The sequence below is a fragment of the Paraburkholderia sp. MM6662-R1 genome, from assembly GCF_050436245.1.
Lineage (GTDB): Bacteria > Pseudomonadota > Gammaproteobacteria > Burkholderiales > Burkholderiaceae > Paraburkholderia > Paraburkholderia tuberum.
The window spans coordinates 865,823-889,762 of the sequence record NZ_JBNDLV010000001.1; the positions used below are offsets into that span (position 1 = coordinate 865,823).

General features: G+C 64.5%; 22 protein-coding genes and 4 pseudogenes. 11 read left to right on the plus strand and 15 right to left on the minus strand.

Annotation, left to right across the window (positions count from 1 at the left end):
- Positions 1-7: 7 nt before the first annotated feature.
- The 3 genes from OKW39_RS04190 to OKW39_RS04200 are packed head-to-tail and all read right to left on the minus strand — an operon-like array spanning position 8 to position 3,833.
- Positions 8-1,144, minus strand: coding sequence for an HlyD family secretion protein (locus OKW39_RS04190; RefSeq protein ID WP_429361582.1), 1,137 nt, complete (start codon positions 1,142-1,144; stop codon positions 8-10).
- Complete coding sequence (locus tag OKW39_RS04195) at positions 1,141-2,682, minus strand: TolC family protein (protein WP_429336633.1); 1,542 nt, start codon at positions 2,680-2,682, stop codon at positions 1,141-1,143. Before OKW39_RS04195 ends, OKW39_RS04190 begins: the two co-directional genes overlap by 4 nt.
- A 29-nt stretch (positions 2,683-2,711) precedes the next feature.
- A complete protein-coding gene (locus OKW39_RS04200) occupies positions 2,712-3,833 on the minus strand; it encodes an AI-2E family transporter (protein ID WP_429336263.1) in 1,122 nt (373 codons plus the stop codon).
- Between the two features lie 210 nt (positions 3,834-4,043).
- Between OKW39_RS04200 and OKW39_RS04205 the strand changes: the two genes are divergently transcribed.
- Entirely contained in the window at positions 4,044-4,319 is a 276-nt protein-coding gene (locus OKW39_RS04205) for a hypothetical protein (RefSeq protein ID WP_429562141.1), read from the plus strand.
- Here OKW39_RS04205 and OKW39_RS04210 read toward each other — a convergent pair.
- From OKW39_RS04210 to OKW39_RS04225, 4 genes and pseudogenes are all read right to left on the minus strand, one after another.
- A complete protein-coding gene (locus tag OKW39_RS04210; RefSeq protein ID WP_429562142.1) occupies positions 4,282-4,683 on the minus strand; it encodes a GFA family protein in 402 nt (133 codons plus the stop codon). The genes OKW39_RS04205 and OKW39_RS04210 overlap by 38 nt on opposite strands.
- 93 nt (positions 4,684-4,776) lie before the next feature.
- Complete coding sequence (locus OKW39_RS04215; protein WP_429562143.1) at positions 4,777-5,205, minus strand: YybH family protein; 429 nt, start codon at positions 5,203-5,205, stop codon at positions 4,777-4,779.
- Positions 5,206-5,388: 183 nt separating this feature from the next.
- Entirely contained in the window at positions 5,389-6,321 is a 933-nt protein-coding gene (locus tag OKW39_RS04220; RefSeq protein ID WP_429563449.1) for a hypothetical protein, read from the minus strand.
- Between the two features lie 132 nt (positions 6,322-6,453).
- Positions 6,454-6,585 (minus strand): annotated as a pseudogene (locus OKW39_RS04225) (tautomerase family protein); the annotation flags it as partial.
- A gap of 181 nt (positions 6,586-6,766) precedes the next feature.
- Between OKW39_RS04225 and OKW39_RS04230 the strand changes: the two are divergent.
- Entirely contained in the window at positions 6,767-7,672 is a 906-nt protein-coding gene (locus tag OKW39_RS04230; protein WP_429361588.1) for a GlcG/HbpS family heme-binding protein, read from the plus strand.
- A 156-nt stretch (positions 7,673-7,828) separates the two neighbouring features.
- On the opposite strand, the gene OKW39_RS04235 is transcribed toward OKW39_RS04230, so the two are convergent.
- The 3 genes and pseudogenes from OKW39_RS04235 to OKW39_RS04245 form a co-directional block, all read right to left on the minus strand.
- Positions 7,829-8,257, minus strand: coding sequence for a YciI family protein (locus tag OKW39_RS04235; protein WP_184066858.1), 429 nt, complete (start codon positions 8,255-8,257; stop codon positions 7,829-7,831).
- Positions 8,258-8,363: 106 nt separating this feature from the next.
- A complete protein-coding gene (gene pstS / locus OKW39_RS04240; RefSeq protein ID WP_429363721.1) occupies positions 8,364-9,380 on the minus strand; it encodes a phosphate ABC transporter substrate-binding protein PstS in 1,017 nt (338 codons plus the stop codon).
- Positions 9,381-9,672: 292 nt separating this feature from the next.
- Positions 9,673-9,840 (minus strand): annotated as a pseudogene (locus OKW39_RS04245) (LysR family transcriptional regulator); the annotation flags it as partial.
- Between OKW39_RS04245 and OKW39_RS04250 the strand changes: the two are divergent.
- Positions 9,839-10,279: pseudogene (locus tag OKW39_RS04250) on the plus strand (SDR family oxidoreductase); the annotation flags it as partial. The pseudogenes OKW39_RS04245 and OKW39_RS04250 sit on opposite strands and share 2 nt — an antisense overlap.
- A gap of 291 nt (positions 10,280-10,570) precedes the next feature.
- The gene (locus tag OKW39_RS04255) at positions 10,571-10,873 is read left to right on the plus strand and encodes a DUF4148 domain-containing protein (RefSeq protein WP_184029736.1); all 303 of its coding nucleotides are present in this window, start codon (positions 10,571-10,573) and stop codon (positions 10,871-10,873) included.
- Positions 10,874-11,102: 229 nt separating this feature from the next.
- On the opposite strand, the gene OKW39_RS04260 is transcribed toward OKW39_RS04255, so the two are convergent.
- From OKW39_RS04260 to OKW39_RS04270, 3 genes are all read right to left on the minus strand, one after another.
- Positions 11,103-11,291, minus strand: a complete 189-nt coding sequence (locus OKW39_RS04260) for a hypothetical protein (RefSeq protein WP_429562144.1) — start codon at positions 11,289-11,291, stop codon at positions 11,103-11,105.
- 115 nt (positions 11,292-11,406) lie between these two features.
- Positions 11,407-11,709, minus strand: coding sequence for a hypothetical protein (locus OKW39_RS04265; protein WP_429336260.1), 303 nt, complete (start codon positions 11,707-11,709; stop codon positions 11,407-11,409).
- A complete protein-coding gene (locus OKW39_RS04270; RefSeq protein ID WP_429336259.1) occupies positions 11,706-12,080 on the minus strand; it encodes a phage holin family protein in 375 nt (124 codons plus the stop codon). Before OKW39_RS04270 ends, OKW39_RS04265 begins: the two co-directional genes overlap by 4 nt.
- Positions 12,081-12,304: 224 nt before the next feature.
- Between OKW39_RS04270 and OKW39_RS04275 the strand changes: the two genes are divergently transcribed.
- Positions 12,305-12,706, plus strand: a complete 402-nt coding sequence (locus OKW39_RS04275) for a DUF6566 family protein (RefSeq protein ID WP_429336258.1) — start codon at positions 12,305-12,307, stop codon at positions 12,704-12,706.
- A 35-nt stretch (positions 12,707-12,741) separates the two neighbouring features.
- Here OKW39_RS04275 and OKW39_RS04280 read toward each other — a convergent pair whose 3' ends face one another.
- Together OKW39_RS04280 and OKW39_RS04285 are read right to left on the minus strand one after the other, a co-directional pair.
- Positions 12,742-12,987 carry a hypothetical protein gene (locus OKW39_RS04280; protein ID WP_429336257.1) on the minus strand — a complete coding sequence of 82 codons (246 nt, stop codon included), beginning with the start codon at positions 12,985-12,987 and terminating at the stop codon, positions 12,742-12,744.
- Between the two features lie 118 nt (positions 12,988-13,105).
- Positions 13,106-14,515 (minus strand): 3-deoxy-D-arabino-heptulosonate 7-phosphate synthase, encoded by a 1,410-nt coding sequence (locus OKW39_RS04285; protein ID WP_429562145.1) that lies wholly within the window; start codon positions 14,513-14,515, stop codon positions 13,106-13,108.
- Between the two features lie 372 nt (positions 14,516-14,887).
- Here OKW39_RS04285 and OKW39_RS04290 point away from each other — a divergent pair, with 372 nt between their 5' ends.
- The 6 genes and pseudogenes from OKW39_RS04290 to OKW39_RS04315 all read left to right on the plus strand — a co-directional run bounded on the left by OKW39_RS04290 (position 14,888) and on the right by OKW39_RS04315 (position 23,924).
- A complete protein-coding gene (locus tag OKW39_RS04290) occupies positions 14,888-16,138 on the plus strand; it encodes an MFS transporter (protein WP_429562146.1) in 1,251 nt (416 codons plus the stop codon).
- A gap of 332 nt (positions 16,139-16,470) precedes the next feature.
- Positions 16,471-17,335 (plus strand): annotated as a pseudogene (locus OKW39_RS04295) (TetR/AcrR family transcriptional regulator).
- 213 nt (positions 17,336-17,548) lie between these two features.
- Positions 17,549-20,047, plus strand: a complete 2,499-nt coding sequence (locus OKW39_RS04300) for an acyl-CoA dehydrogenase (RefSeq protein ID WP_429562147.1) — start codon at positions 17,549-17,551, stop codon at positions 20,045-20,047.
- Positions 20,048-20,191: 144 nt separating this feature from the next.
- The gene (locus tag OKW39_RS04305; protein WP_429562148.1) at positions 20,192-21,616 is read left to right on the plus strand and encodes a 3-oxoacyl-ACP reductase; all 1,425 of its coding nucleotides are present in this window, start codon (positions 20,192-20,194) and stop codon (positions 21,614-21,616) included.
- A gap of 14 nt (positions 21,617-21,630) precedes the next feature.
- Positions 21,631-22,563 (plus strand): MaoC/PaaZ C-terminal domain-containing protein, encoded by a 933-nt coding sequence (locus OKW39_RS04310; protein WP_429562149.1) that lies wholly within the window; start codon positions 21,631-21,633, stop codon positions 22,561-22,563.
- Positions 22,564-22,622: 59 nt separating this feature from the next.
- Positions 22,623-23,924 carry an acetyl-CoA C-acetyltransferase gene (locus OKW39_RS04315; protein WP_090804156.1) on the plus strand — a complete coding sequence of 434 codons (1,302 nt, stop codon included), beginning with the start codon at positions 22,623-22,625 and terminating at the stop codon, positions 23,922-23,924.
- Positions 23,925-23,940: the final 16 nt, after the last annotated feature.

The window sequence follows — 23,940 nt, forward strand, 5'->3', positions numbered from 1 at the left end:
GGGCTTCTCAATAGACGTAGGAGAGCCAGCTCATCAGCCGGATGAACGCGTGTCCCAGCGGGTTGAGCGGATTGCCCTGGGTCGGAAACGCCATCACTTCGGCCTGCCCGCCCACCCGCAGATCGCGCAGACGCGCGCGCTCGCTGTCGTCGAATTCGACGATTACCGGGAAACGCTGCGCGGGACGCAGCCAGTCGCGGCTATTCTGCACGGTGGGCAGGCTGCCCGCCGGCGTGCTCTGCCCCACACTCACGCCATAGCCGATACTGCGAACCCGCCCGCCGAACACTTCGCCGGGCAGCACGTCCAAGGCGATCTCGACGCGCGTGCCGGGTTTGAGATGGCCCAGATTGTTCTCCGTCATGTCGGCGCTGATCCACACGTCGCGGATCGCGATCAGCGTCATGACCGGATTGCCCGCCGCGGCGAACTGACCGACTTCCGTGCGCAGATCGGTCACGACGCCGCTCGAGCGGGCTTTGATCCGCGCGTTGGCGAGATCGAGTTCGGCCTTCTCCAGCGCGCCAGCGGCGCTGCGCAACTGCGCATTCTCCGCCTCGCTTCCGCCCTGCTGCTCCCGCGCCCGCTCGACTTCGGCACGGGCCCCGTCGACCTGGCTTAGCGCCTGTTCATGCGTCGCCCGCGCGACCTCGAGGCGTCGCAGGGAGACGGTGCCCTCGTCTTCACGATAGAGTCGCTCGAGACGGTCGCTGTCCTGGCGCGCCTTGACCTCGTTCGCGATGGCGGCCCGCAACGCCGCGACTGCCGACTCGATGCCGGCCGTGCTGGCACCGAGCTGCCGGCGCGTGGACTCCAGATCGGCGCGCGCGCGGTCAGCGGCAATGCGGTAGGGCTCGCTATCGACTTCGAACAGCACGTCCCCCGCGTTGACATCCTGGTTGTTATGGACGAACACCCGCGTCACGCGTCCCGACACCTCGGCGGCGACGGGCACGACATAGGCCTGAATCCGCGCCTGCTGCGTATACGGCGTGAAACGGTCGGCGAGCAGATACCAGATCAGGCTCAGCGCGATCAGACAGACGACCCATTTGACCGCCCTGCCCGAAGGGTCGGCGGCAGGCGTCGACGACTTCGGCGGGGCGGCGGTTCGAGGCTCGCGGGTATCCTGGGTATCGCTCATCGTGACGCCCCTTCGGCTTGCCCCGGCGTACCGGAAGACGGCGCCGTTTGGTCGAGCAGGTCGCCCCAATCGGTGCGTTGCCGCATCTGCGCGCGCGTCGCCGCGTCGACGAGCGGCTGTTCGGTTTCCCAGCCGCCTCCGAGCGCCTTGTAAAGCGCGATCACACTGCCGAGCGCATTGCTGCGATTGACCACGTACGCGTCCTGCTGCGCGAACAGCGCGCGCTGCGCATCGAGGACCCGCTGGAAGTCCGAATACCCTTCCCGATAGATCGTATTGGCGAGCGTCAGCGAGCGCCGCGCCGCGCCCTGCGCGTCATTCAGAATGGTGTCGCGCTGCAAGGCGGCGAGCAGCGCCGTCGCGGCATCGTCGGCCTCGCGCGCCGCCTCCCGCACCGTGTTCTGATAAGCGAGCGTCAACTCTTGCAGCCGCGCGTCCTGGACGCGCACGTTGTTCGTGATCCTGCCGTAATCGAACACGTTCCACGTCACGCTCGGGCCCGCGGCAAAGAGCAGTGTGCTCGGTGCGCCCGCGAGCGAACTGGCGGTCCACGTCAGCGTGCCGAGCAACGATACCGACGGGTACAGATCCGCTTTTGCCACGCCGATGAGCGCCGACTGCGAAGCCATCTGATACTCGGCCGCGCGAACGTCAGGGCGGCGCAACAGCAGATCGGCCGGTACGTCCTGCAGCACCGCATGATCCACCAGCGGCACCACGCCTTCCTTGCCCGACTGCACGTCGAGTTCCGGCAGCGGACCCGGCGCTCGCCCGATCAGCACCGACAGCGCATGACGCGCAAGCACGATCTGGCTTTCGAGATCGGGGATGCTGCTCAGCGTCCCAAGGTACTGCGTCTTCGCCTGCTGGAAGTCGAGTTCGTCGGATTCGCCAGCCTTGAAGAGCTTTTGAGCGATGTCGTAGCTGCGTTTTTGCAACTGGGCGTTCTCGCGAGCTATACGTAGCCGCGCCTGCGCGACCCGCAGCGTGAAATACGTATCCGCGACCTGCGCGTGCAACAGAACCAGCGCATCGTCGCGGTTGGCTTGCGCGGCGAAGAACCCGGCGTCGGCCGATTCGATCGCGCGGCTGAAACGCCCCCAGAAATCGAGTTCCCAGCCGATGCTGAAGCCCGCGCCGTACTGCACGAAGGCGCCCGAGCGCGGATTGAAACCATCCGAGCGCTTGCGCGCCGAAGCCAGTACATCGGCGCTCGCCTGCTGCACCTGCGGATAGCGTCCCGCGAGCGCGATGCCGAGCTGTGCGCGCGCCTCGAGCACGCGCAGTCCGGCGATTTTCAGGTCGCCGTTGTTCGCGTCGGCTTCGGCGATCAGACGTTCGAGATTCCTATCGTCGAAGATCAGCCACCACTGGCGCACATCGGGCTGTGCACCCGGTTGCGTGACCCGCGTGATCGATTCGCTACTCCAGTGCTCGCTCCACGCTTCATGCTGCGGCTTGAAGTCCGGGCCCACCCGCATGCATCCGCTCAGGCCAACCGCCGCCCCGAACAGCACTGCGATCCCGTACGGACGCATCAACGGTGACACGGAGCCATCCTCGAGCTTCAGGTCTGCTTCTGTTCGTGGGTCTGCGTGGGTTGCGTGGGTTGCCTGGGTTGAGGCTGGTCTCGGACCCAGCGCCAGAACAGCTGATAACCGACGGCCAGCATCACGGGCCCAACGAATAGCCCGATGACGCCTCCCGTCACCATGCCGCCGAGCGCTCCGATCAGCACGACGGGCATCGGCACCGCGACGCCACGGCCCAGCATCAATGGCTTGAGCACGTTGTCGGCGAGGCCCGCGACGAACACGTAAACCGAGAAGATGATGTTTGCGGTGTTCACGCCGTCCGTGACGATCACGAAGGCGATCACCGGAATGGTGATCAGCGTGGCCGGCAATTGCATGATGCCGAGCAGCAGCACGGCCAGCGCGAGCAACCCCGCGCCGGGTATCCCCTTCACGACGAAGCCGATGCCGATCAGCAGCATCTGGATAAACGCGATGCCCACTACACCCTGGGCCACCGCGCGAATCGTCGCCGTGCACAAGTCGGCGATCTGAGCGCCGTTCTCGGGGCCCGAGATGCGCGAGGCGATCTGCACCGCGCTGTGATAGCCCTTCTCACCGTGGGCCATCAGGATTCCTGCGACGATCAGCGCGACGAAAAATATCACCAGGCCGGCACCGAGCCCCGTCACCGTTGCAAGCACAGCGAGCCCGGCCTCCTTCAGCTGCGGGGCGAATTTATGCGCAAGACCGGTCAGGTCCGTCGATGCCTGTTGCCAGAAGTCGTACACACGCTGGCCGACCAGCGGCCAACTCGCCACCGAGTCCGCGGGAGGCGGAATCCGGAAGCTACCGCTCCTGGCAATGGCTATCGATTTCTCGACCGAATCGGCTACCGCGAGACCCAGCGCATACGTTGGCACCAGAATCACGACGAGCGCGACAAGGACGATCAGCGTGGCGATCAGGCCATCCTTGCCGCCGAGCATGGAGCGAAGCAGGACCTGCAGCGGATAGAGCGTGATCGCAAGAATCACCGACCAGGCCATCAGGTTAAGAAACGGCGCGAAGATCCGAAAACAGAATACGGCCAGGACCGCGATGAGTCCGGCGCGGATCAGGACGTCGAGCATCTCTCGGGATGGAGTCCGTTGGGGAATCGGTGTGAGCAGCATAAGTTGTTCTCCCGCCAGGTCCCGTCGCAGTTCGGCGGCGACACCGTGATAGGCCTGCAATCGCGAAAACTCAAACCCACTGGAACGTTCTTGACGCCAATACCAAGGCCTGCCTGCAATTCCGGCATTTTATGAAGAGGATCGCGCCGGCTTTGTCGTCGACAGAACGCGGCGTTTCACTACTATTGAACCCGCGCCTGAAATATTCAATTGGACTTTGGTCTCATAGACCTCGAGACGTCCGGAGCTCAGCCCGCCGAGCCGCCGCTCACTGCCGGAATCTGGTATCCCACCGATGCGCCGGCCACGCCGCACGCCTTGGGCGACGTCACCCGGACCGTCGCGGCCGGCGCGCCGATAGCAGGCCATCATCTGCCGCTGATCGTGCTGTCGCAGGGCGGCGGCTGGTACGGCGCCTTTCGAGTCGATGTTGCGATAGGAAGGAGACTCACCCGAATTCGTCGTGTTGCGGCAATTGGTCAGTGATCGAATACCACGGTGCCTTTGAACCCACGAAAATGTGGCCAGTGGGAGACATGGCGGGCGAGTCCGTGAGTGTTCCCAGCGTGACGTGAACGTACTGCCCCTGACGAACCACCGAGAACATCAGGCTTCCACATATTTTGCAGCGCACATCATGCGACGCTCGTTCATCGCCGAAAATCAACAGGCTGTCTTCGCCCCGAGTGATGCGCAGCTTGTCGCGCTCGATTCCCGCGAAGGGTTTGAACGCCGAGCCGGTCGCGCGCCGGCAGTTTGAACAGTGGCAGTTCAACGCATAGACGAATTCGTCTCTTACCGAGTAATGGACGGCACCGCAAAGGCATCGGCCGGCAAGCAATGGTTTCATGGCTGCTTTTAAACAGAAGGTACGTTGCAAATTGGAAAGTCACGCAGCCGTGATTATTCGCGAGCCGACGCGCGATGTCGAACCGCCAGACCGCTAGCGCCTGAAAATTACCTGCGCCGTGCCGACCTCGATCGGAGAGGAAGTGTGCTGGTGGACAATTTTCCATCCGTCGGCCTGCTGCCTCAGCGTCATGGTCAGGCGATTGTCCATGGAGCGCAGTTCCAATCCGTCGGCGTCGACGGCTTTATATGTCGCGAAGGCGTGAACGACGGCGAGGTCCGCGGCGACGATCGTTTGCGCCGCGCTGAAATCGACTATCACACGTTCTGTACCCAGCGAACCGAACCAGCCCTCCACCATGGCGCGCCACGATGCGATGCCGTGGTACGACCATGTCCCCCACATGTCGAAGACCACCGCCTCGCGGTCGTATAGCGCAACGAACGCGTCCACGTCTTTTGCCAATACCGCGGCTTTGTAGCCTTCCAGGACTCGCAGGATCGGATTGTCGAGTCGGTCCACAGTGTGCTCCCAGGTCGGATGACGATGGCGGCCAGACTTGGCGCAAAACGGCGGATCCAAGGTTCCTGACCAATTGTCTTACCAGGTAACGACGATCGACGCACCATCGGATCGACATCCCCCCGAAAAAACCTTCAACACGATATTGCGTTGCATTGATCAGATCCCCGCCCGCTGCGCGGATCACTGGGCGATCTGCTGACGTTGATACTCGTCGTGCTTCATTTGCATATAGTCGGCGCGGCTGACCTCGTGCAATTGGCGCGGATACTGCTCGGTGGCATCGAACCAGTCAGCGAGGCGTTTGTCGAGGCGGGCGTTGGGCGGGCTGGAAAGCGCGCCAAGATAAGCATCGATGGCGAGGTAGTAGCGCATCGTATTGCGTTCGACCAGGCCGCGCACGCCGCCGATGTATTGCGGCTCGCTCGTCGACGAATCGGGCGTAGCGGAAAAGCCGACCTTGTCGCTGCCGATCGTCGCCAGGTAGGTTTTCATGGCAATCCGTCCCGCCGTGCCATATCCGTACGCGTAGGTCAGGTGAATAAAGGTGCGGTTATCGCCCACCGGTATCGCTTCCAGCACGATACGGTAGTCTTTCGTGCTCAGCGGACCCTTGGCGGCAGTGAGCTCGACGCGAAAATAATCAGGGGTGCTCGCTACCGCACGAAAGTTGAATTGCACGCGGTACGACGACGAAAGCGATTCCTCGGTTTTCTTGCCGATGTTCACGGTGAGGATCGTACCGCTGTCGCTGGTCGACGCATGGCAGTATTTGGTGTTCAGATGCAGGATCAGCACGTCGCACCAGTTGGCCGGGCCCTGAGTCGGGTCGTTGAGCGCGCCGCTGACCACCGCGAAAGGATAGTTGAGCACCCCGTAAATATCGCCCTTGAGCGCCGACGGCAACTCCTGCGATTCGAGGTACAGCGGTCGCTGAAACTGGTTGTGCGCGAGTTGCTGCGTCAGACTTTGATATTTCGCGTGCAGGCGAGCCGCGCCGTCGTCCGCTTGCGCGACGACGCTCTGGCATAAGAAACAGAACACCGTGGTAATCAAGACAATCCACCACGGTCGCGTCCGCCGATTACCTGCCCGGGATGTCGCAAGCCTGCTCATGGTCCTCCTCCTACTTTGGCTCAGGTTGTGGCGCAACGGAGGCGGATCCGATCCTGGCGCCCTCGTGGTTCCGGCATATCGCCGACGTCATACGGCCATGCGCAAATACAGGCCGCGGAACCCGGACCCTCATCGCTCGCCTACGCTGATTCGCCTGACGTCCACCGACATCATCCGAGCATAGGTCTCACTCATTTTCGCCGCGAGCAGTCTTTTGCTCTCGACAGAGTAGTGATCGTTTACATCAAGCTGTAGATAAGGCATTGCGTCGATCTCCAATGAGAGTGTTGCGCACGCGCCAACTATATGCCGCGCCATCCAATCGATCAAAACCGTCGCCGCACCACGCTCCGGCGAGCCGATCGTCGCTCGTGTCCGTAGCAGTGTCGAACGCCAGGCAAGCATGGCTGACGGGCACTCTGTTTTGGCCAATTGCCCTTGCATAATGGCCTTCACTATTTACACGAAGTCCCGGATCAACGAGGTACGTTCGCTGCCGGGGAGCTCGCCACCGACATTCAACAGCGATGAGTTGTTTATTTCATTGGCTGTCCTATTGTTTGTTCGCGTTCTCGCCCACAGCGTGCCTGCTGTCAAATCGATCGTCAGGAGAATCGTCATGCGTAAGATGCTTACCGTCGCTGTCGCAGCGTTTTGTATTGCGTCCTTTTCGCACGAAAGTCGTGCCTCTGGCGATGATGATGTCCCACAAGCCCGATGCACGCTACCGCAAGGTACGGTCGCATTGGTGGAAAAGCAGTTGAATACGGTCGTGAACCTGCCCGATGCGAACGGCGGGATCTTCAAGCCTAACCGGATGTGGGCGGCCCTTGTCGATCGGCAGGGGCATCTGTGTTCGGTGATCGTGACCGGCGACGCCTGGCCCGGTAGCCGGGCCATTGCAATCGCGAAGGCTTATACCGCGAACGGTTTCAGCAACGACGCACTCGCCCTATCGACGGCAAATCTCTATGCGGCCGCCCAGCCGGGCGGCTCCCTTTACGGCCTGAATAATTCGAATCCTTTTGACGCGCGCTTCCTCGAACAGGGCAGCGGCATCGGACACACGCTTGGCGGCGTCATTACCTTCGGCGGCGGCGTCGCGCTTTATGCAGCAGGGAAAGTCATCGGAGGATTGGGTGTGAGCGGCGATAGCGCCTGCGCCGATCATGCGATCGCCTATCGCATGCGCAAGCTCGCGGGGCTCGGCACTGTACCCGCCGGCCAAGGCCCGAACAACACGGATAACATCGTCTATTCAACGAGCGGATCTCCGATCGGCTTTGAGCATCCTCATTGCTTCCCGAGCGACCTGAGCGCCGATAAGATCGAGCAGATACCTTCGCACTGACCGGCTTCGAACGGTTGGCCGGCGACACCCACTGACGACGGCAATTATCGACCCGTGGCATCGGGCTTCCGGACAACGTATCGGAAGCCCGCGTAGCGTCTCGGACAGTCGGATCTGGATTGCGTTCGTACCCGCAGACTGATGCGGTGAAAATCGTCAACGCATCTGCCCGTCAATTTGCCTGCGCAGACGATTTTCCTCGTCTTGAAGCTCGGGCGTAAAAGCTTCGCCAAAGTCCGCAGGCTCAAAGAACGGGCGAATCTCGATCTCTGAATCACTGACCATCGGATTCGGGCAGCGCTTTACCCATTCAATCGCTTCGTCCATCGATTGAACCTGCCAGAGCCAGTACCCGGCGATCAATTCCTTGGTTTCCGCAAACGGGCCGTCAATGACGGTGCGGTCCTTCCCTGAGAACCTCACGCGAGCGCCGGCCGAACTCGGCTTCAACCCGTCGCCGCCCTGCATGATGCCGGCCTTGACCAATTGCTCGTTGTACTGCCCCATCGCCGTGAGGAGTTCGGTACTCGGCATTTGCCCGGCTTCCGATTCGGGGGTTGCCTTGATCATGACCATGACGCGCATTTGGGTTTTCCCTTAGAAGACGAAAGTGTCTTGAGGCAACGGCGCCTCCAGTGACTACGACGAATGATCATAGGGGAAATCGACACGCGCCAGACACGATTGCTGGTCACGGCACTGCGAACGCGTTGTGCACCGACTTTTCGCCTGTATCGGCGGGCCATTGTGCGCGGATCTTCGTCACGACCGGCTCCGGAAGCGGTATGTAATCCAGCGCGTTGACCGTCGGCCCACCATGACTCAACGCCCATTCGAAAAACTTCAAGGTGGCTTCGTCGTGGCCCGGCTTGTTCGGCGTCGCGGGAAGCAACACATAAGTCGCGCCCATGACCGGCCAGGCATCCTTGCCCGGCTGGTTGGTCAGCGATTGCGAGAGAGAGCCCGACCAGTCGGCGCTCGCCGCGGCTGCCCTGAAGGTCGCGGCGCTGGGCTGAACGACATTACCCGCCGCATTGGTCATGGCAACGTACTTCAAGCGGTTCTGTTTCGTGAAATCCCATGCGACATAGCCGATTGCGCCGGGCAGATAGCCGACGTACGTGGCAATGCCCTCGTTGCCTTTGCCGCCGATGCCGAGCGGCCATCGCACGCTAGTGCCTTCGCCTACCCTGCGCTTCCATTCCGGACTGACCTGCGCGAGGTAGTGAGTCCAGATCAGCGTCGTGCCCGAGCCATCCTGGCGACGCACCACGGCAATCGGGTAATTAGGCATCTTGATCTTTGGGTTCAACCGCACGATTGCCGGGTCGTCCCAGAACTGAATCTTGCCGAGATAGATGTCGGCGACGACCGGCCCCGTCAACATCACCTCGCCGGCTTTGAGCCCCGGAAGGTTCACGACGGGTACCACGCCGCCGATTACGGTTGGAAATTGCCGCAAGCCGTTGCGGGTCAGTTGATCGTCGGTCAGTGGCGCGTCCGAGCCCGCAAAGTCGACTTCCCGGGCGATGACCTGCTTGAGCCCATCGGACGAACCCGTGCCCTGATAGATCACCCTGCTGCCACCCGACTTCTGGTAGTCGGCGGCCCATTGGGTGTAGAGGGGAGCGGCGAACGTGCTGCCGGCTCCCTTGATGTCGGCGGCGTAGGCCGCGGCTGCGCATGAACAGCAGATCAGACCGGCCATGATGGCGTCGGATGTTCTCACGAATGTCTCCCGTCGGTTCTTGTTCCGGGACATCGCTGATCCAGACCTGCCACCGCATGAGCTCGTTGGAGGGCGACCGTGCCGGTAATTCAATGTGCAGTTTTCATCGGGTGTGTCAGGTCTCCTGCATGACACGCCATACGACACATTAAAGAACGGTGACAGACCGAATTCCAGTTGAATCGTGCTATCGAACGCGCCGTGCCCGGCGGCCTCTTCCCCAATTGCAGGCATCCGGTTTCGGGATAGCCGACACACATCAGACATCCCTTCACGTCTCGTCCCACGGTGGCACGCCCGCGAACGCGTTGACCAGGAAATCGATTGCCGCACGAACTTTTGCGCTCACGTGGCGACGGCTCGGATACAGCGCGAGCACATCGATATCCGGCAAACGGTATTCAGGCAATACCTGGACGAGCCGGCCTGCGCGTAGGTCAGCGACGCTGGCCACCAACCTGACGAGCGCGTTTGTCGGCGCCAAGCATCAGATTCCTGAAATGATCAAGCAAGGCGGTGGGTCGATCATCTTCACGTCGACGTTCGTCGGCTACTCGTTCGCCTTCCCGGGGACCGCCGCCTATGCCGCGAGCAAAGCCGGGCTGGTCGGACTGACGCAAGCGCTCGCGGCTGAATACGTCCCGCAAGGCGTGCGCGTCAACGCGATCCTCCCGGGCGCGGTGGACACGCAGACGTATCGCGGCATGAACGATACGGCCGAATCGCAGACGTTCGTGACCGGGCTGCACGCGCTCAAGCGGGTCGCAAAGCCGGAAGAGATTGCCCGCTCGGCGCTCTACCTTGCTTCCGACGATTCGTCCTTCGTGACGGGTACCGCTTCGTTGGTGGACGGTGGGGCTTCGATTACGCGCACCTGAGCTTTCTTGACGACGGCACCCGCGGGAATGCGGATGTTCGACGACGACCCGCGAACGGCTGCTTGACCCACGCTTCGATGATGTCGGCTCGTGTCCGGAGGTACGGTCCGGATGCGCGGCCGACATCGGAGCGTTCGGGCGCGAGCGTCGACCAGCGTCGGCTGATGGACGAACCCCCTACCATGAAAAATAAACGACCACTGTACGGTTCCTCACCTAACCTTTGATCAGTTGAACCGCGAAAAGCAAAGCGCGAGTCAGCCGGAGTAACCAACAAGGAGGCGGGCCATCATGAAGACGTTAGTCCACACAGCTTGCGCGGTCGCGGTCATGGCTGTGTCAGTTGCATCGCTGGCGCAGTCGGACGGGGCGCTGACGCACGCGCAAGTGCAGGCAGAAATCGCTCAGCTCGAGCAAGCCGGCTTCAATCCGGCCAATGCGAATACCGTCGACTTTCCTACCAACATGCCGACCACCAACGCCACTGCCGCAGGCCAGAGCAGCGGCTATGGCCCCGCGACCAGCGGTACGCAGCAGATGGGTAATCCGGCCAGCACGAGTGGGATGAAGCCGGTGTTCTTTGGCGGATCGTAAGCCTGCCCGTCTGACCAGCTCGACGATGCAGAGCATGCCGTCTCCGCCGGGGACGGCGTGGAGTGTCGTGCTATGCGCGCTTGCAGAGTGGTTTCGGCTGCCGCCTGAATGCCCGAAGCCGTCATGACGACGATTTCGGACGCACCCGGTCGAGCGCCATATTGCATGGCGCCTGTTGAATTGCCTGCCTTGTTTCGCTGAGCGCCTGGCGCGAACAGCTAACACCTCGTCAGCGTTTCTTAACGTCGATGGTCAGGATTTCGTATCCGGGGTCGGCGTGCTCGCTCGCGACTTTATTCGCTTCCTCATACGAGCGAAAGGACGTGGCTTCCTTAATCTCCGGTGCCATGCCGATATCGCCGTCCTCTGCGGTGCAGAGGAACTTTTCGCCGGTCTTCACGACGTAGACGGTCGTCATATCTCCCTCCATGGCTTGCAGGGGAACTTCCAGTCTAGCAGGCTGGTAGGGTTGCACACGGTTCGCTGAGGCGATTCTGCTTTGCCTGGTCCGATCGCTGCATTCGCTCAGGGCGTCACTGCGCGATCGACCGCCGCACATTGCGGGCGATCCACGCCGCAAGACCGGAACGGCCCGCGATCGACAGCGTGCGGCGCGGCCCCAGCACGATGCCGCCGATCACCAGCGCGAGAAGCAGCGCAACATGCGGCGCCTCGGCGAGCGACGCGAGCACATTGCCGGCGGAGTAGCGCGAGGCTGCCCGCACCGCCGGCAACGCGGCAGTCTGGTTCGCCGCGACCAATGCGGCTCGCGATGCCTCCATGCGTTCCAGAATGGTGACCCGGGCAAGCTCATTTGCGTGATGTGGCTGACTCATTTGAGCGACTCCCTGAGAGCGTCGAGATCGGAATGAATCTCGGCCTTGAGCACGTGAAGCGATTGCGCCGGTTTCTGCGCCCGCAAGACGAGCAAGGACACGATGCACACGAGCAGCCACGCGGCGGCAACGCCCCAGACCACCGCAAGGAAGTAAGGCGTCTGCCACGCGGTGGCGATGATCGCGATGCAAATGAAGGACAGCGTGAACAGGCCCGCTACTGCCAACGCCACGAGTGCGCTCAACTCGCGCACCAGACGCTTTCGCGTCTCCTCGACTTCCAGCGCGAGCAGTTCGCTATAGTCGGTTACACGTTCGACGCAGAATCGCCCGACATTGCGCCACCTCGTGACCTTCGCATGGATCGACATTCCGTCCTCCTTACGATTCATTTGCGCCGGCCGCCATCAGCAAAGACTTCGCCTCTCGGCCGACAGAGCGAAGCGGCGCCAGCGTTGAGCGCAGCGCAAGAGCCGGGCCCGCGCTGAGCGATCGCACGCCGCGTGCCCGTTTCTGGACGGATGCCTGCACGCGTTCGCCCTGTCGGCACAGCGCTTGCTCGAATCAGGCAGATCATTCGCTCGCCGAGGACAGCATGACCCCGCTCCCCCCAACCGATCACACTGACCGCACCGCCGGCGCAAGCATCGGCGAGACCGGCTCCGATATGGCTAGCGCGGACGGACGCGCGATGCCGGCCGCGCGCGCCGAGCCCGGCTCCCACCACGCGATGCATGACGCGCACCGCGGCGCGCTGATCACGGTGACCGCGCATCGGAACTCGCGAGGCGCCTGGATCGCCGACGTGTCGATTTCCCGCGAGGGCCGGCCGCTGGAGATACCCGCCAATCTGGCCAACGTGGAGCCCGTGACGCCGGAATGGCTTACCGAGGCGGAAGCGTTGCGCGCCGGCATCGAACAGGGCCGCTATCTGATCGACCGGACGCTGGGCAGCGGCTCAGCACCTCTGTCGGCGTCGCTGGGGCCGGTGCGCTGACGCGGGCGTCGCAACACGCGCGCGGCGCAAACACGTTACTCGTCGCTATCGAGCCCGCCCGGCGGCGGCCCGATCGTCATGCCGGCGCCCGACCCGGTGCGGGTTCCGGGGGGATAGGCATCGGTTGCTGTCTCGGGCGGAACGTCCGCGACGCAGCGGCTCGCGTCGCCGTCGCGTAGACATTGCACGAAACGGTCCGCCTCCTGTGGCGAGCGAAATCCGTAGATCTTGCTGGCAACCTGCACCTGTGTGTCCGACAGTCGCTTCGACAGCGTTTCCATCACCACTCCTTTTTGCTCGAAGATCTATCGCTACGAGCAACGCGCGCGCCACCTCCAATGCAATCGCGCCGCGACTGCGGCACAGCGCTCGCGTTGGCCCTACGCAGACCTGGCAGGCCTAGCGCGCCGCGCTCAACCGTCTTGCGTCGGCGATGCCGACGGCGGCCCGCAAGTCGTCCGGATGAACCATCAATTCGCGGACCTCGCGCAGCGTCGCGTACTGGTCGAGCGCCGTCCGCCATCTCGGCGATTCGAGCAACTGATGCCACACCGGTTCCAGCACCGCGCAATCGGTGTCGCGCCCATCCGCCAGTGCGGCCGCGAAATCGAGGCTGGCGTGCGCCGACAGCAGCTGCATCCGGCTCGCAGGGCCCAGCACGCGCGGCGCCGCTTCGACGGGTGCGTCGCAGCAATAGAGCACGGTCCTGCGAAGACCGGCCCCGTCGCTCGTCAGCGCGGCGAGCGACGCGCCGCTCAAACCCACCGTCCCCTGCTGCGTCCGAAACGGGTAGACGGTGTGCGGGTCCGCATGCGCAAGCAGCGTCAGTCCACGCACGAGCCGCGGCAGATCGCTGGTGGCCGCATCGACCGATGCCTTCGCTTCGACGAGCAGGCAGACGTCCCACGCCGCCGCGTCGGCCGGGGGCTGTGCCTGGCGCAGCAGCACCACGTCCCATTCGGTTTTCGCGCGCTCGTGGCTCGCGGGTATCGCGGCCGGCACGCGCATCGAGTTCACGACACGGTACGAGGCGAGCGCACCCTGCGCGTCATTGAGGCGCCGCGCGAGCGCGTCGAGCGCATCGGCGGCCGATGCCTCGACCGCGGCGCCGCGCTGCTTCGAACTCAAGCCTCGTGCCACGGCAGTCGAGCTTCCCGGGCGCGGCCCCTGGCGATCCCACAGCGTCTGGTACTGACGCACGCGCTCGTCGGACGCGAGCGCGTAAAGACGGCGCAAGCGCTGCAAAGCGGCACTCTCCAGCAATTGCGCGAGACCGCGTTGCAACGCCGCGTCGTGCGCGATTTGCGGCGTATCGATGCAAGCTTGCACGGCTTCGGCCAGTTCGGGCCACGCTTCGGCGAACGCCAGCGCATGCAGACGCGCCAGCGCGTCGCGTTGCAGGCCGGGTAGCAGCCGCTGCTGTTTGGCCGGATGTGCGATCGCATTGACGGCCGCGTAGATCAGCCGGCGATCGACGCTCGCGTGCGCGGCCAGCGACGCGTACTCGCGCACCACCGTGCTGCGATGCCGTAGCAGCATCGCCTGAAACACCGGGTCGCCGGCTTCCTCGCGCATCGCCTCCCGAATCATGCGCGCGAGCGCCTCGACGAAGAAGCGCTGGTTCGCCGCATCCGGCGCTTCGCCACGCGCGCTCGCCTCGCGAGCCTGCTCGATCGCGAGCGCGAGCACGGTGGCGGGTCTCGCTTGCTGCGTCGGCGCGCAGACGGCCGCAAGCGCCGGCAGGCGATAGCGACGCACGACAGCGTCGAGCATCTCGTCGAGCAACGAAGGCGATGGCGTCAAGGACATAGCGATATGTCGATCAGTTGGCGAAATAACTGTACATGAAGGTTCGATGCGGCGCGCGGACCGGCACGGGCCGCCCCGTCAAAACGCCATTGCCATAAACTTCATAAAAAATGGGCGCTGGGAAATCCCGATAAACATTACAAAATACAAACACGAATCGAACCGGCAATTACATTTTTCCGACATTAAACATGCATGACGAATTCAGCACGAAAATTGCTCTCCGGATTAACACGGAGAAAACCGGCTTCAACCATGCAGACGTTTAATGCTCGGCGTACACTCGCCGGGAAGCGCTTGCCATAAGGCGCAAGGGCTACGGTGCCGTCCGCGATCAAAACGCGGTTTTGTGGAGACTGAGGAGAACAATCAATGAGCTGGACTCGGGAACAGAGAAACGTCACGATCGCCGCCTATCTAGGCTGGACCCTCGACGCATTCGATTTCTTTCTGATGGTGTTCGTATTGAAAGATATCGCGCAGGAATTCAATACGGACATTCCTTCGGTCACAGTCGCGATCATGCTGACCTTGATGATGCGCCCGCTCGGCGCATTGATTTTCGGCTGGCTCGCCGACAAATACGGCCGCCGTCCGACACTGATGATCAACATCGCGTGCTTCTCCCTGCTCGAACTGCTGTCCGGTCTGTCGCCGAACCTGATGACGCTGCTCGTGCTGCGCGCGCTGTTCGGTATCGCGATGGGCGGCGAATGGGGTGTCGGCGGCGCGCTGACCATGGAAACCGTGCCGACGAAGTCGCGCGGTATCGTGTCGGGTCTTCTGCAAGCCGGTTATCCGAGCGGCTACCTGCTCGCGTCGATCGTGTTCGGCCTGTTCTATCAATACATCGGCTGGCGCGGCATGTTCTTCGTCGGCGTGCTGCCCGCGCTGCTCGTGCTGTACATTCGCGCGCACGTGCCGGAGTCGCCCGCGTTCAAGACGCTCGAGAAGAAGGTCCGTCCTGGCCTCGTCGCGACGCTCAAGCTGAACGTCGGTCTGTCGATGTACGCGATCATCCTGATGACCGCCTTCAACTTCTTCTCGCACGGCTCGCAGGATCTGTATCCGACCTTCCTGCGCGTACAGCGCCAGTTCGACGCGCACACGGTGTCGTGGATCACGATCACGCTGAACATCGGCGCGATCTGCGGGGGTCTGTTCTTCGGCTGGGCGTCGGAGAAGATCGGTCGCAAGCGCGCGATTTTCATCGCCGCGTTGATCGCGTTGCCGGTGCTGCCGCTGTGGGCCTTCTCGACCACGCCGATGCTGCTCGCGCTCGGCGCGTTCCTGATGCAGATCTCGGTGCAAGGCGCCTGGGGCGTGATTCCGGTGCACCTGAACGAAATCTCGCCCGATGAAATCCGCGCGACCTTCCCCGGTCTCGTGTATCAGCTCGGCAATCTGATCGCGTCGGTCAACGGTCCGCTGCAAGCGAAAATCGCCGAAGTGCACGGCAACAACTACGCGCTCGTGCTGGCGATCGTGGTCGGCATCGTCGCGATCCTGATCTGCGCGCTGATTCCGTTCAGCCGCGAGCGCCGCGGCATCGACATGACGCAGTCCGCGCGTGAAGTCGTCGGCGCGGGCTCGACGGGTAGCGCGGTCGGAGGACAAGTTTAAGAGCTTGAGGCTTTCGAACCAGACGGCTAGCCAATGTGCGTCAACGCGTGGGAGCCGGGTCAACCCGGTCGTCGAGCGCAAGGCCAGATTACATCGCAACACGACACGAGGCCGTTCCGATTCGTTCGGAACGGTCTTTTTATTTTCCGCGCGGCATGACGCGCCGCGCTTCGCCAGCATGGCTCCCCGACAGGTCTTCTAGAGGAGTTCGTCGAGCCCGTCCCTTGATCGCACCGACCATCCTTTCTTATCCTAAAAAAACGGTCGTTTCAAATATCGATTTGAATCGCGTGTTTGCGAGCCGGCAGCCCCGGCAACTGGGAGACGGCAACATGGCAGTTCGCACACCCGGCCGGCATGCCGGCGATACGAAGTCACGCATTCTCGACGCCGCGGAGACGCTGTTCATCGAATCCGGCTATGAGGCGATGTCGCTGCGCCAGATCACTTCGCGCGCCGAAGTCAATCTCGCGGCGGTCAACTATCACTTCGGCAGCAAGGAATCGCTGATTCACTCGATGCTGTCGCGCCGGCTCGATCAGCTGAAACCGGGAGCGCCTGAAGCTGCTCGACCGTTTCGACGTCATGCTCGGCGCGCGCCTGACCTGCGAGCACGTGCTCGGCGCGATGTTCATTCCGGCGCTGCGTCTGTCGCGCGATCCGCGTGTCGGCGGCAAAGCGTTTCTGCGCCTGCTCGGGCGCGCCTACACCGATCCCTCGTCGTTCATCCGCGACTTTCTGAACGCGCATTACGAAGCGGTGGCGATGCGCTTCTTCGACGCGTTCCAGCGCGCGCTGCCGCATCTGCCGCGCGAGGAGCTCGGCTGGCGCTTGCATTTCGCGATCGGCGCGCTGTCGGGGGTGCTCGCCGGCACCGATACCGACAGCCTGATTGCCGAGTTCTCGCAAGGTAAGTCGATGAACGATGTGCAGCCCATCGCGCGCCTGGCGTCGCTGATGGTCTCCGCGCTGAAGGCGCCGCTGCCGGACGGCTCGCAACTGGCCGCGTTCGGCGCCGTGCTCGGCGATGCGACCGACGGCGGCGTGGACGGCACGTTCGCCAGTGCGCAAGAACACACCAGCGGCGAGGAGGCCGCGCGCGCAATGGCACGCGACACGTTCGACAGCAACAGCCGCGGCGGCACTATGGAAGCGGCGCCGGCAAGCTATCAGCATGGGCTGCACGGCACCGCCTGACGACGTCTCACGGCGTCATCACTCGACGTAACCACAACACGTCGTACATGGAACCCGATCGAGCTCGCTTACCCGAGCAGTACAAGCAGTACATCTACGTTGCGCAGCTGCGCCGTGCCCGTCAGTCGAATCGGTAAGACACGGTAACGCCCGACGCAAGTGCGCGACTCGCAGCTGGCCTGGCGATTGCGTCACCACAGAGGAGGAAACGTCATGCCGTGGTTCATCCTGGCGCTCGTCATCGCCGCATTCGCTCTCGTCTACGTTCAGGCCCGCGCCTCATGGTGGCTCGCGGCGCTGATCGTCTGGGTCGCGGCCGCGCTCGTGAGCGGCGCGGCCGGCCCGCTGCTGACGACACTGCTCGCGATCGTGTTCGTACTCCCCGCCCTCGTGCTGACGATCAAACCGCTGCGCCGCGCATGGCTCGCGAAACCGGTGCTCGACACGTTCCGCAAGATCCTGCCGCAGATGTCGCCGACCGAGCGCGACGCGATCGAGGCGGGCACGGTCTGGTGGGACGCCGAGCTGTTCTCGGGGCGCCCGCACTGGGACACGCTGCTCGGCTATGGCCCGGCCATGCTCAGCGCCGAAGAGCAGACGTTCCTCGACGTCGAATGCGAGCAGCTGTGCGACCTCGCGAACGACTGGGAAACCACGATGGTCTGGCAGGACCTGTCGCCGCCAACGTGGCAGTTCATCAAGCAGCACGGCTTTCTCGGCATGATCATTCCGAAGCAGTACGGCGGCAAACAGTTCTCCGCGTACGCGCATTCGCAGGTGATCATGAAGCTCGCGACGCGCTGCTCGGCCGCGGCCGTGTCGGTGATGGTGCCGAACTCGCTCGGCCCGGCCGAGTTGCTGATGCACTACGGCACCGACGCGCAGAAGAACTACTATCTGCCGCGTCTCGCGCGCGGCGAGGAAATCCCCTGCTTCGCGCTGACGAGCCCGTATGCCGGGTCCGACGCCGCCGCGATTCCCGATGTCGGCGTCGCTTGCCAGGACCTGCACGAGGGCCGCGAGACGCTCGGCTTTCGCGTCACGTGGGACAAGCGCTACATCACGCTCGGGCCGATCGCGACCGTACTCGGCCTCGCGTTCCGCGCGCTCGACCCCGACCATCTGCTCGGCGCGAACGACGAACCCGGCATCACCTGCGCGCTGATTCCGACCGACCACCCCGGCATCGACATCGGCCGGCGTCACTGGCCGTTGAACGCGGTGTTCCAGAACGGCCCGAACTCGGGCAAGGACGTGTTCGTTCCGCTCGACTGGGTGATCGGCGGACGCGCCCAGGTCGGCAACGGCTGGCGCATGCTGATGGAGTGTCTGGCGGCGGGCCGCGCGATCTCGCTGCCGTCGTCGAACGTCGGGATGGCGAAGATCGCCGTGCGCGGCACCGGCGCATATGCCGCGATTCGGCGCCAGTTCCGCACCGCCGTCGGCAAGTTCGAGGGCGTGCAGGAAGCGCTCGGCCGCATGGGCGGCAACCTGTACGTGATGGACGCCGCGCGCCGCCTGTCCGCGCAGGCGGTCGACCTCGGCGAAAAGCCCTCCGTCATTTCGGCGATCGCCAAATATCACATCACCGAGCGCGCGCGCATGGTCATCAACGACGGCATGGACGTCGTCGCCGGCAAGGGTATTTGCATGGGGCCGTCGAACTTTCTGGCGCGCGCGTATCAGCAAATGCCGATCTCGATCACCGTCGAAGGCGCGAACATTCTGACGCGCTGTCTGATCATCTTCGGCCAGGGCGCGATTCGCTGCCATCCGTACGTGTTGAAGGAAATGACGGCGACGCGCGAGCCCGATCGCGCGAAAGCCTTGCGCGAGTTCGACGCGGCGTTCTTCGGTCACGTGAATTTCACGGTGTCGAACGTGGTGCGCAGTGCCGTGTATGGGCTGAGCGGCGGCGCGCTGATCGCGAAGCCGCGCCGCGCGTATGCGCCGCTCCATGCGTACTATCGCGCGGCGACGCGTCTGTCGGCCGTGTTCGCGTTGCTCGCCGACGTGTCGATGTTCGTGCTCGGCGGCGATCTGAAGCGTCGCGAACGCATCTCGGGACGCCTCGGGGACGTGCTGTCGCAACTGTTCCTGATCTCGGCGACGCTGAAGCGTTTCGAGGACGAGGGCCGACAGCACGACGACCTGCCGCTCGTGCGGTGGGGCGTCGAGGATGCGCTGTACAAGGCGCAGCACGCGCTCGACGGCGTGCTCGCGAACTACCCGAACCGGGTCGCCGCGACGCTCGTGCGTGTGCTCGCATTCCCGTTCGGCCTGCCGCATCGCGAGCCGTCGGACCGGCTCGGCAGCGAGATCGCCGAACTGATGCAAACGCCCGGCGCCGCGCGCGAGCGGCTCGTCGCCGACTCGTACGTGCCGCACCCCGACGTCGATGCGCTCGGCTATGGCGAGCTCGCGTTCGCGCTCAATCCGCAGTTCACGCAAATCGAGCAGAAGCTGCGCGAGGCGGTGAAGCAGGGTCTGCTCGAACCGCTGCCGCAAAGCCTGCCGCAGTTCGCCGCATGGACCGATGCGGCGCAACGCCAGGGCCTCGTCGACGCGGACGAGCGGCGCGTGCTCGACGACTACGCGCGCTACGGCGCGCAGGTCGTCAAGGTCGACGATTTCCCGGCCGACTTCGACCTGCTCGCGAGCTTGCAACAGCGCAAGCAGGCGCTCGAAAAGGCGCTGGAACTGGTGGCCTGATGCGCGCGCTGACGCAGAAAAAACTACCGACCCAGCGCGGCAAACCGTACCGGAGTCACGCAACTCAAGGCACACTGACACACGTCCGGCGCCCCTGAAAATCACGGGGCTGCCTGCGGCGCGTCCAGCGGAGCAACCGATAACATGAACGACTCCTACCTGAAGTTCGTCAACTCGCCGTTCGGCGGCCGTCTCGCGCGCTCGCTCGGGCTGCCGAAGCCCGAGGTGCTGCGGCGCTATCGCGCGGACCGGCCCGAGTTCGACGGACTGATCGCGATCGGCGCGGGCCGCGAGCCGCGCCTGTTCGACGCGCTCGCGAGTCTGATCGCCACCATCGGCATGACGAGCGTCGCGCACGAAAGCGCCGGGCTGTGGGTGCCGCTCGCCCATCGCCACGGCCTGATGACCGGCCGCTTCGAGCCGGCCGAAGCCGGTGCGCCGGGCAAGCTTGCCGCGTTGATGTTCGACGCGAGCGGTATCGACGACAGCAGCCTGCTCGAACCGCTGCACGGCTTTTTCCACGACACGCTGCGCTCGCTCGGCAAGTGTGGACGCATCGTCGTGCTGGGCCGCCCGCCCGAGGCCTGCGCGAGCCCGCGTCAGTGGACTGCCCAGCGCGCGCTCGAAGGGCTCGTGCGCTCGCTCGGTAAGGAAGCGCGGCGCGGCATCGCCGCGAATCTCGTGTACGTGGCGGAAGGCGCTGAAAACGCCATCGAGGCGACGCTGCGCTTTTTCCTGTCGCCGCGCTCGGCCTATGTGTCCGGTCAGGTGGTGCGGATCGCGGCACATGGCGCGCTGCCGCACGACGCGCCCGCGTTCGACTGGCTCGACTGGCGCCAGCCGCTCGCCGGTCGGCGTGCGCTGGTCACGGGCGCGGCACGCGGCATCGGCGCGGCGATCGCGAGCGTGCTCGCGGCCGAGGGCGCGCATGTGATCGGCCTCGACATTCCGTCCGCGCGCGACGCGCTCGATGCGACGATGCGGCAGCTGAACGGCAGCCCGCTCGCGTTCGACATCGCCGCGCCCGAAGCGCCCGCGCAGATCGCCGCCGCGCTCGACGAGCTCGGCGTCGACATCGTCGTGCACAACGCCGGCATAACGAAGGACAAGACCATCGCGAAGATGACCGACGCCGTCTGGCAAAGCGTGATCGACATCAACCTGAGCGCGCAGGAACGCATCGACGACGCGCTGCTCGCGGGCGGCATCTTGCGCGACGGCGGGCGCATCGTCGCAGTGTCGTCGATCGGCGGCATCGCGGGCAATCGCGGCCAGACCAACTACGCCACGTCCAAGGCTGGCGTGATCGGCCGGGTGCAGAGCATGGCGCTGCCACTGCGCGCGCGCGGCATCACGATCAACGCGGTCGCGCCCGGCTTCATCGAAACGCAGATGACCGCGAAGATTCCTCTCGCGATCCGCGAGGCCGGCCGCCGCATGAACTCGATGAGCCAGGGCGGCCAGCCCGTCGACGTCGCGCAGACCATCGCGTGGCTCGCGCATCCGGGCTCGGCCGGCGTGACGGGCCAGGTCGTGCGCGTGTGCGGTCAAAGTCTGATTGGCGCCTGAACGGGAGCATGGGTATGGACGAACCGCGTGATCCGTTCGGCAGCCGTCAGCTCGCTCCCGCGCCGGGCGACGGCGCGCGGCCGAAAACCGTCGTCATCGAAACGCTGCCCGCGCCGGCAAAGCTGTACGGGCGCGCGCTGACGGGCATCGTCAAGCGCGGCCGCGACACGCGGCTGCCGCCGTTGCGGCTCGTGCGCCCCGCCGTCGTGCTCGAGCCCGGCCCCGTGTGGCGCTATGCGCGCGTGTGCGGCTTCATTCCCGAGCACGGCGTGCCGCTGACCTACCCGCACCTGCTCGCGTTTCCGCTGCATCTGCTGATGCTGACCGACCCCGCGTTTCCGTGGCCCGCGCTCGGTCTCGTGCATCTGGCCAATCACGTGCGGCTGCGCCGCCCGCTCGCCTACAAGGACCTGCTGCGCATCGAGGTCGAATTCGGCGCGCTGCTGCGTCACGACAGAGGTCAGGCGTTCGTCGTGCATACGCGCATCTATCGGCGCGGCGAGGCGGTGTGGGACGGCGACAGCATCTATCTGAAGCGCGCGGTGCCGGCGCTCGGCCATCCGCTCGAAGCGTTGACGCTCGGCCCCGATGCGCTGCAACGGATCGCGCGCTGGCAGCTCGCGCCGCAACTGGGCCGCGACTACGCGAGCGCGTCCGGCGACTACAACCCGATCCACATCAGCGCGCTATCGGCGAAGGCGTTCGGCTTTCCGCGCGCGATCGCGCATGGCATGTGGACGCTCGCGCGCGCGGCGTCGTCGCTGCAGCCGCCGAAGCCGCTCGCCGAAGCAACGCTCAGCGCCGAGTTCAAGGTGCCGATGCTGCTGCCGGGCGAAGCGTCGCTGTGGAGCGCATCGCCTTCGCTGATCGAGCGCGATCTCGAGGTGCGCGATATCGCCGGGGAAAAGCCGCATTTGCGCGGGCGCATGCAGTGGCGGCTGCTGTGAACCGCGAGCGCGCCGTTCGCATCGACCAATAATCTGGGAACGACCCAAAGGAGCCGAGCATGTCCCACCCGCAACCTGCCGTGCGCCGCGTCGCCGTCATCGGGGGCAACCGGATTCCGTTTGCCCGCTCGAACACCGCGTACGCGAGCGCATCGAATCAGGACATGCTGAGCTTCACGCTGCAAGGGCTGATCGATCGCTATGACCTGCACGGCGTGCGTCTCGGCGAAGTGGCGGCGGGCGCCGTCATCAAGCATTCGCGCGACTTCAACCTGACGCGCGAGTCCGTGCTGTCCACCACGCTCGCGAAGGAAACGCCCGCCTACGACGTGCAGCAGGCCTGCGGCACCGGCCTCGAAGCCGCGATCCTCGTCGCCAACAAGATCGCGCTCGGGCAGATCGACGCGGGCATCGCGGGCGGCGTCGATACCACGTCCGACGCGCCGATCGGCGTCAACGAGCGCATGCGCAAGATCCTGCTCGAAGCGAATCGCGGCAAGAGTACCGGTCAGCGTCTCGCCGCGCTCAGCAGGCTGCGGCCCGGCATGTTGTTCAAGCCGCTGTTGCCGCGCAACGGCGAGCCCCGCACGGGGCTGTCGATGGGCGAGCATTGCGAGCTGATGGCCAAGCGCTGGAACATCTCGCGCGAGGCGCAGGACGTGCTCGCGTACGAGAGCCATCGCAAGCTCGCCGATGCGTACGCGCGCGGCTTCGTCAACGATCTGATGACGCCGTACAAAGGCCTCGCGCGCGACAACAACCTGCGCGCCGACCTGTCGCTCGAAAGGCTTGCGAACCTGAAGCCCGTATTCGACCGCGACGCGGGCACGCTGACCGCCGGCAACTCGACGCCGCTGACCGATGGCGCATCCGCGGTACTGCTCGCGAGCGAAGCGTGGGCGGCCGAGCGTGGCTTGCCCGTGCTCGCGTATCTGAGCTGGTCGGAAACCGCGGCGGTCGACTTTTTCGACCAGCAGGAAGGCCTTCTGATGGCGCCCGCCTACGCGGTGCCGCGCATGCTCGCGCGCGCCGGCCTCACGCTGCAGGACTTCGATTTCTACGAAATCCACGAAGCGTTCGCGGCTCAGGTGTTGTGCACGCTCGCGGCATGGCAGGATGACGAATATTGCCGCACGCAGCTTGGCCTCGCCGGCGCGCTCGGTGCGATCGACCGCACCAGGCTCAACGTGAACGGCGGTTCGCTCGCGACCGGCCATCCGTTTGCGGCGACGGGCGGACGTATCGTCGCCGCGCTCGCGAAGATGCTGGCGCAACTCGACCAACCGGCCGGCAGCGCACGCGGGCTGATCTCGATCTGCGCGGCGGGCGGCCAGGGGGTCGTCGCGATTCTGGAACGCTAGGGCAGCGCATACCAAC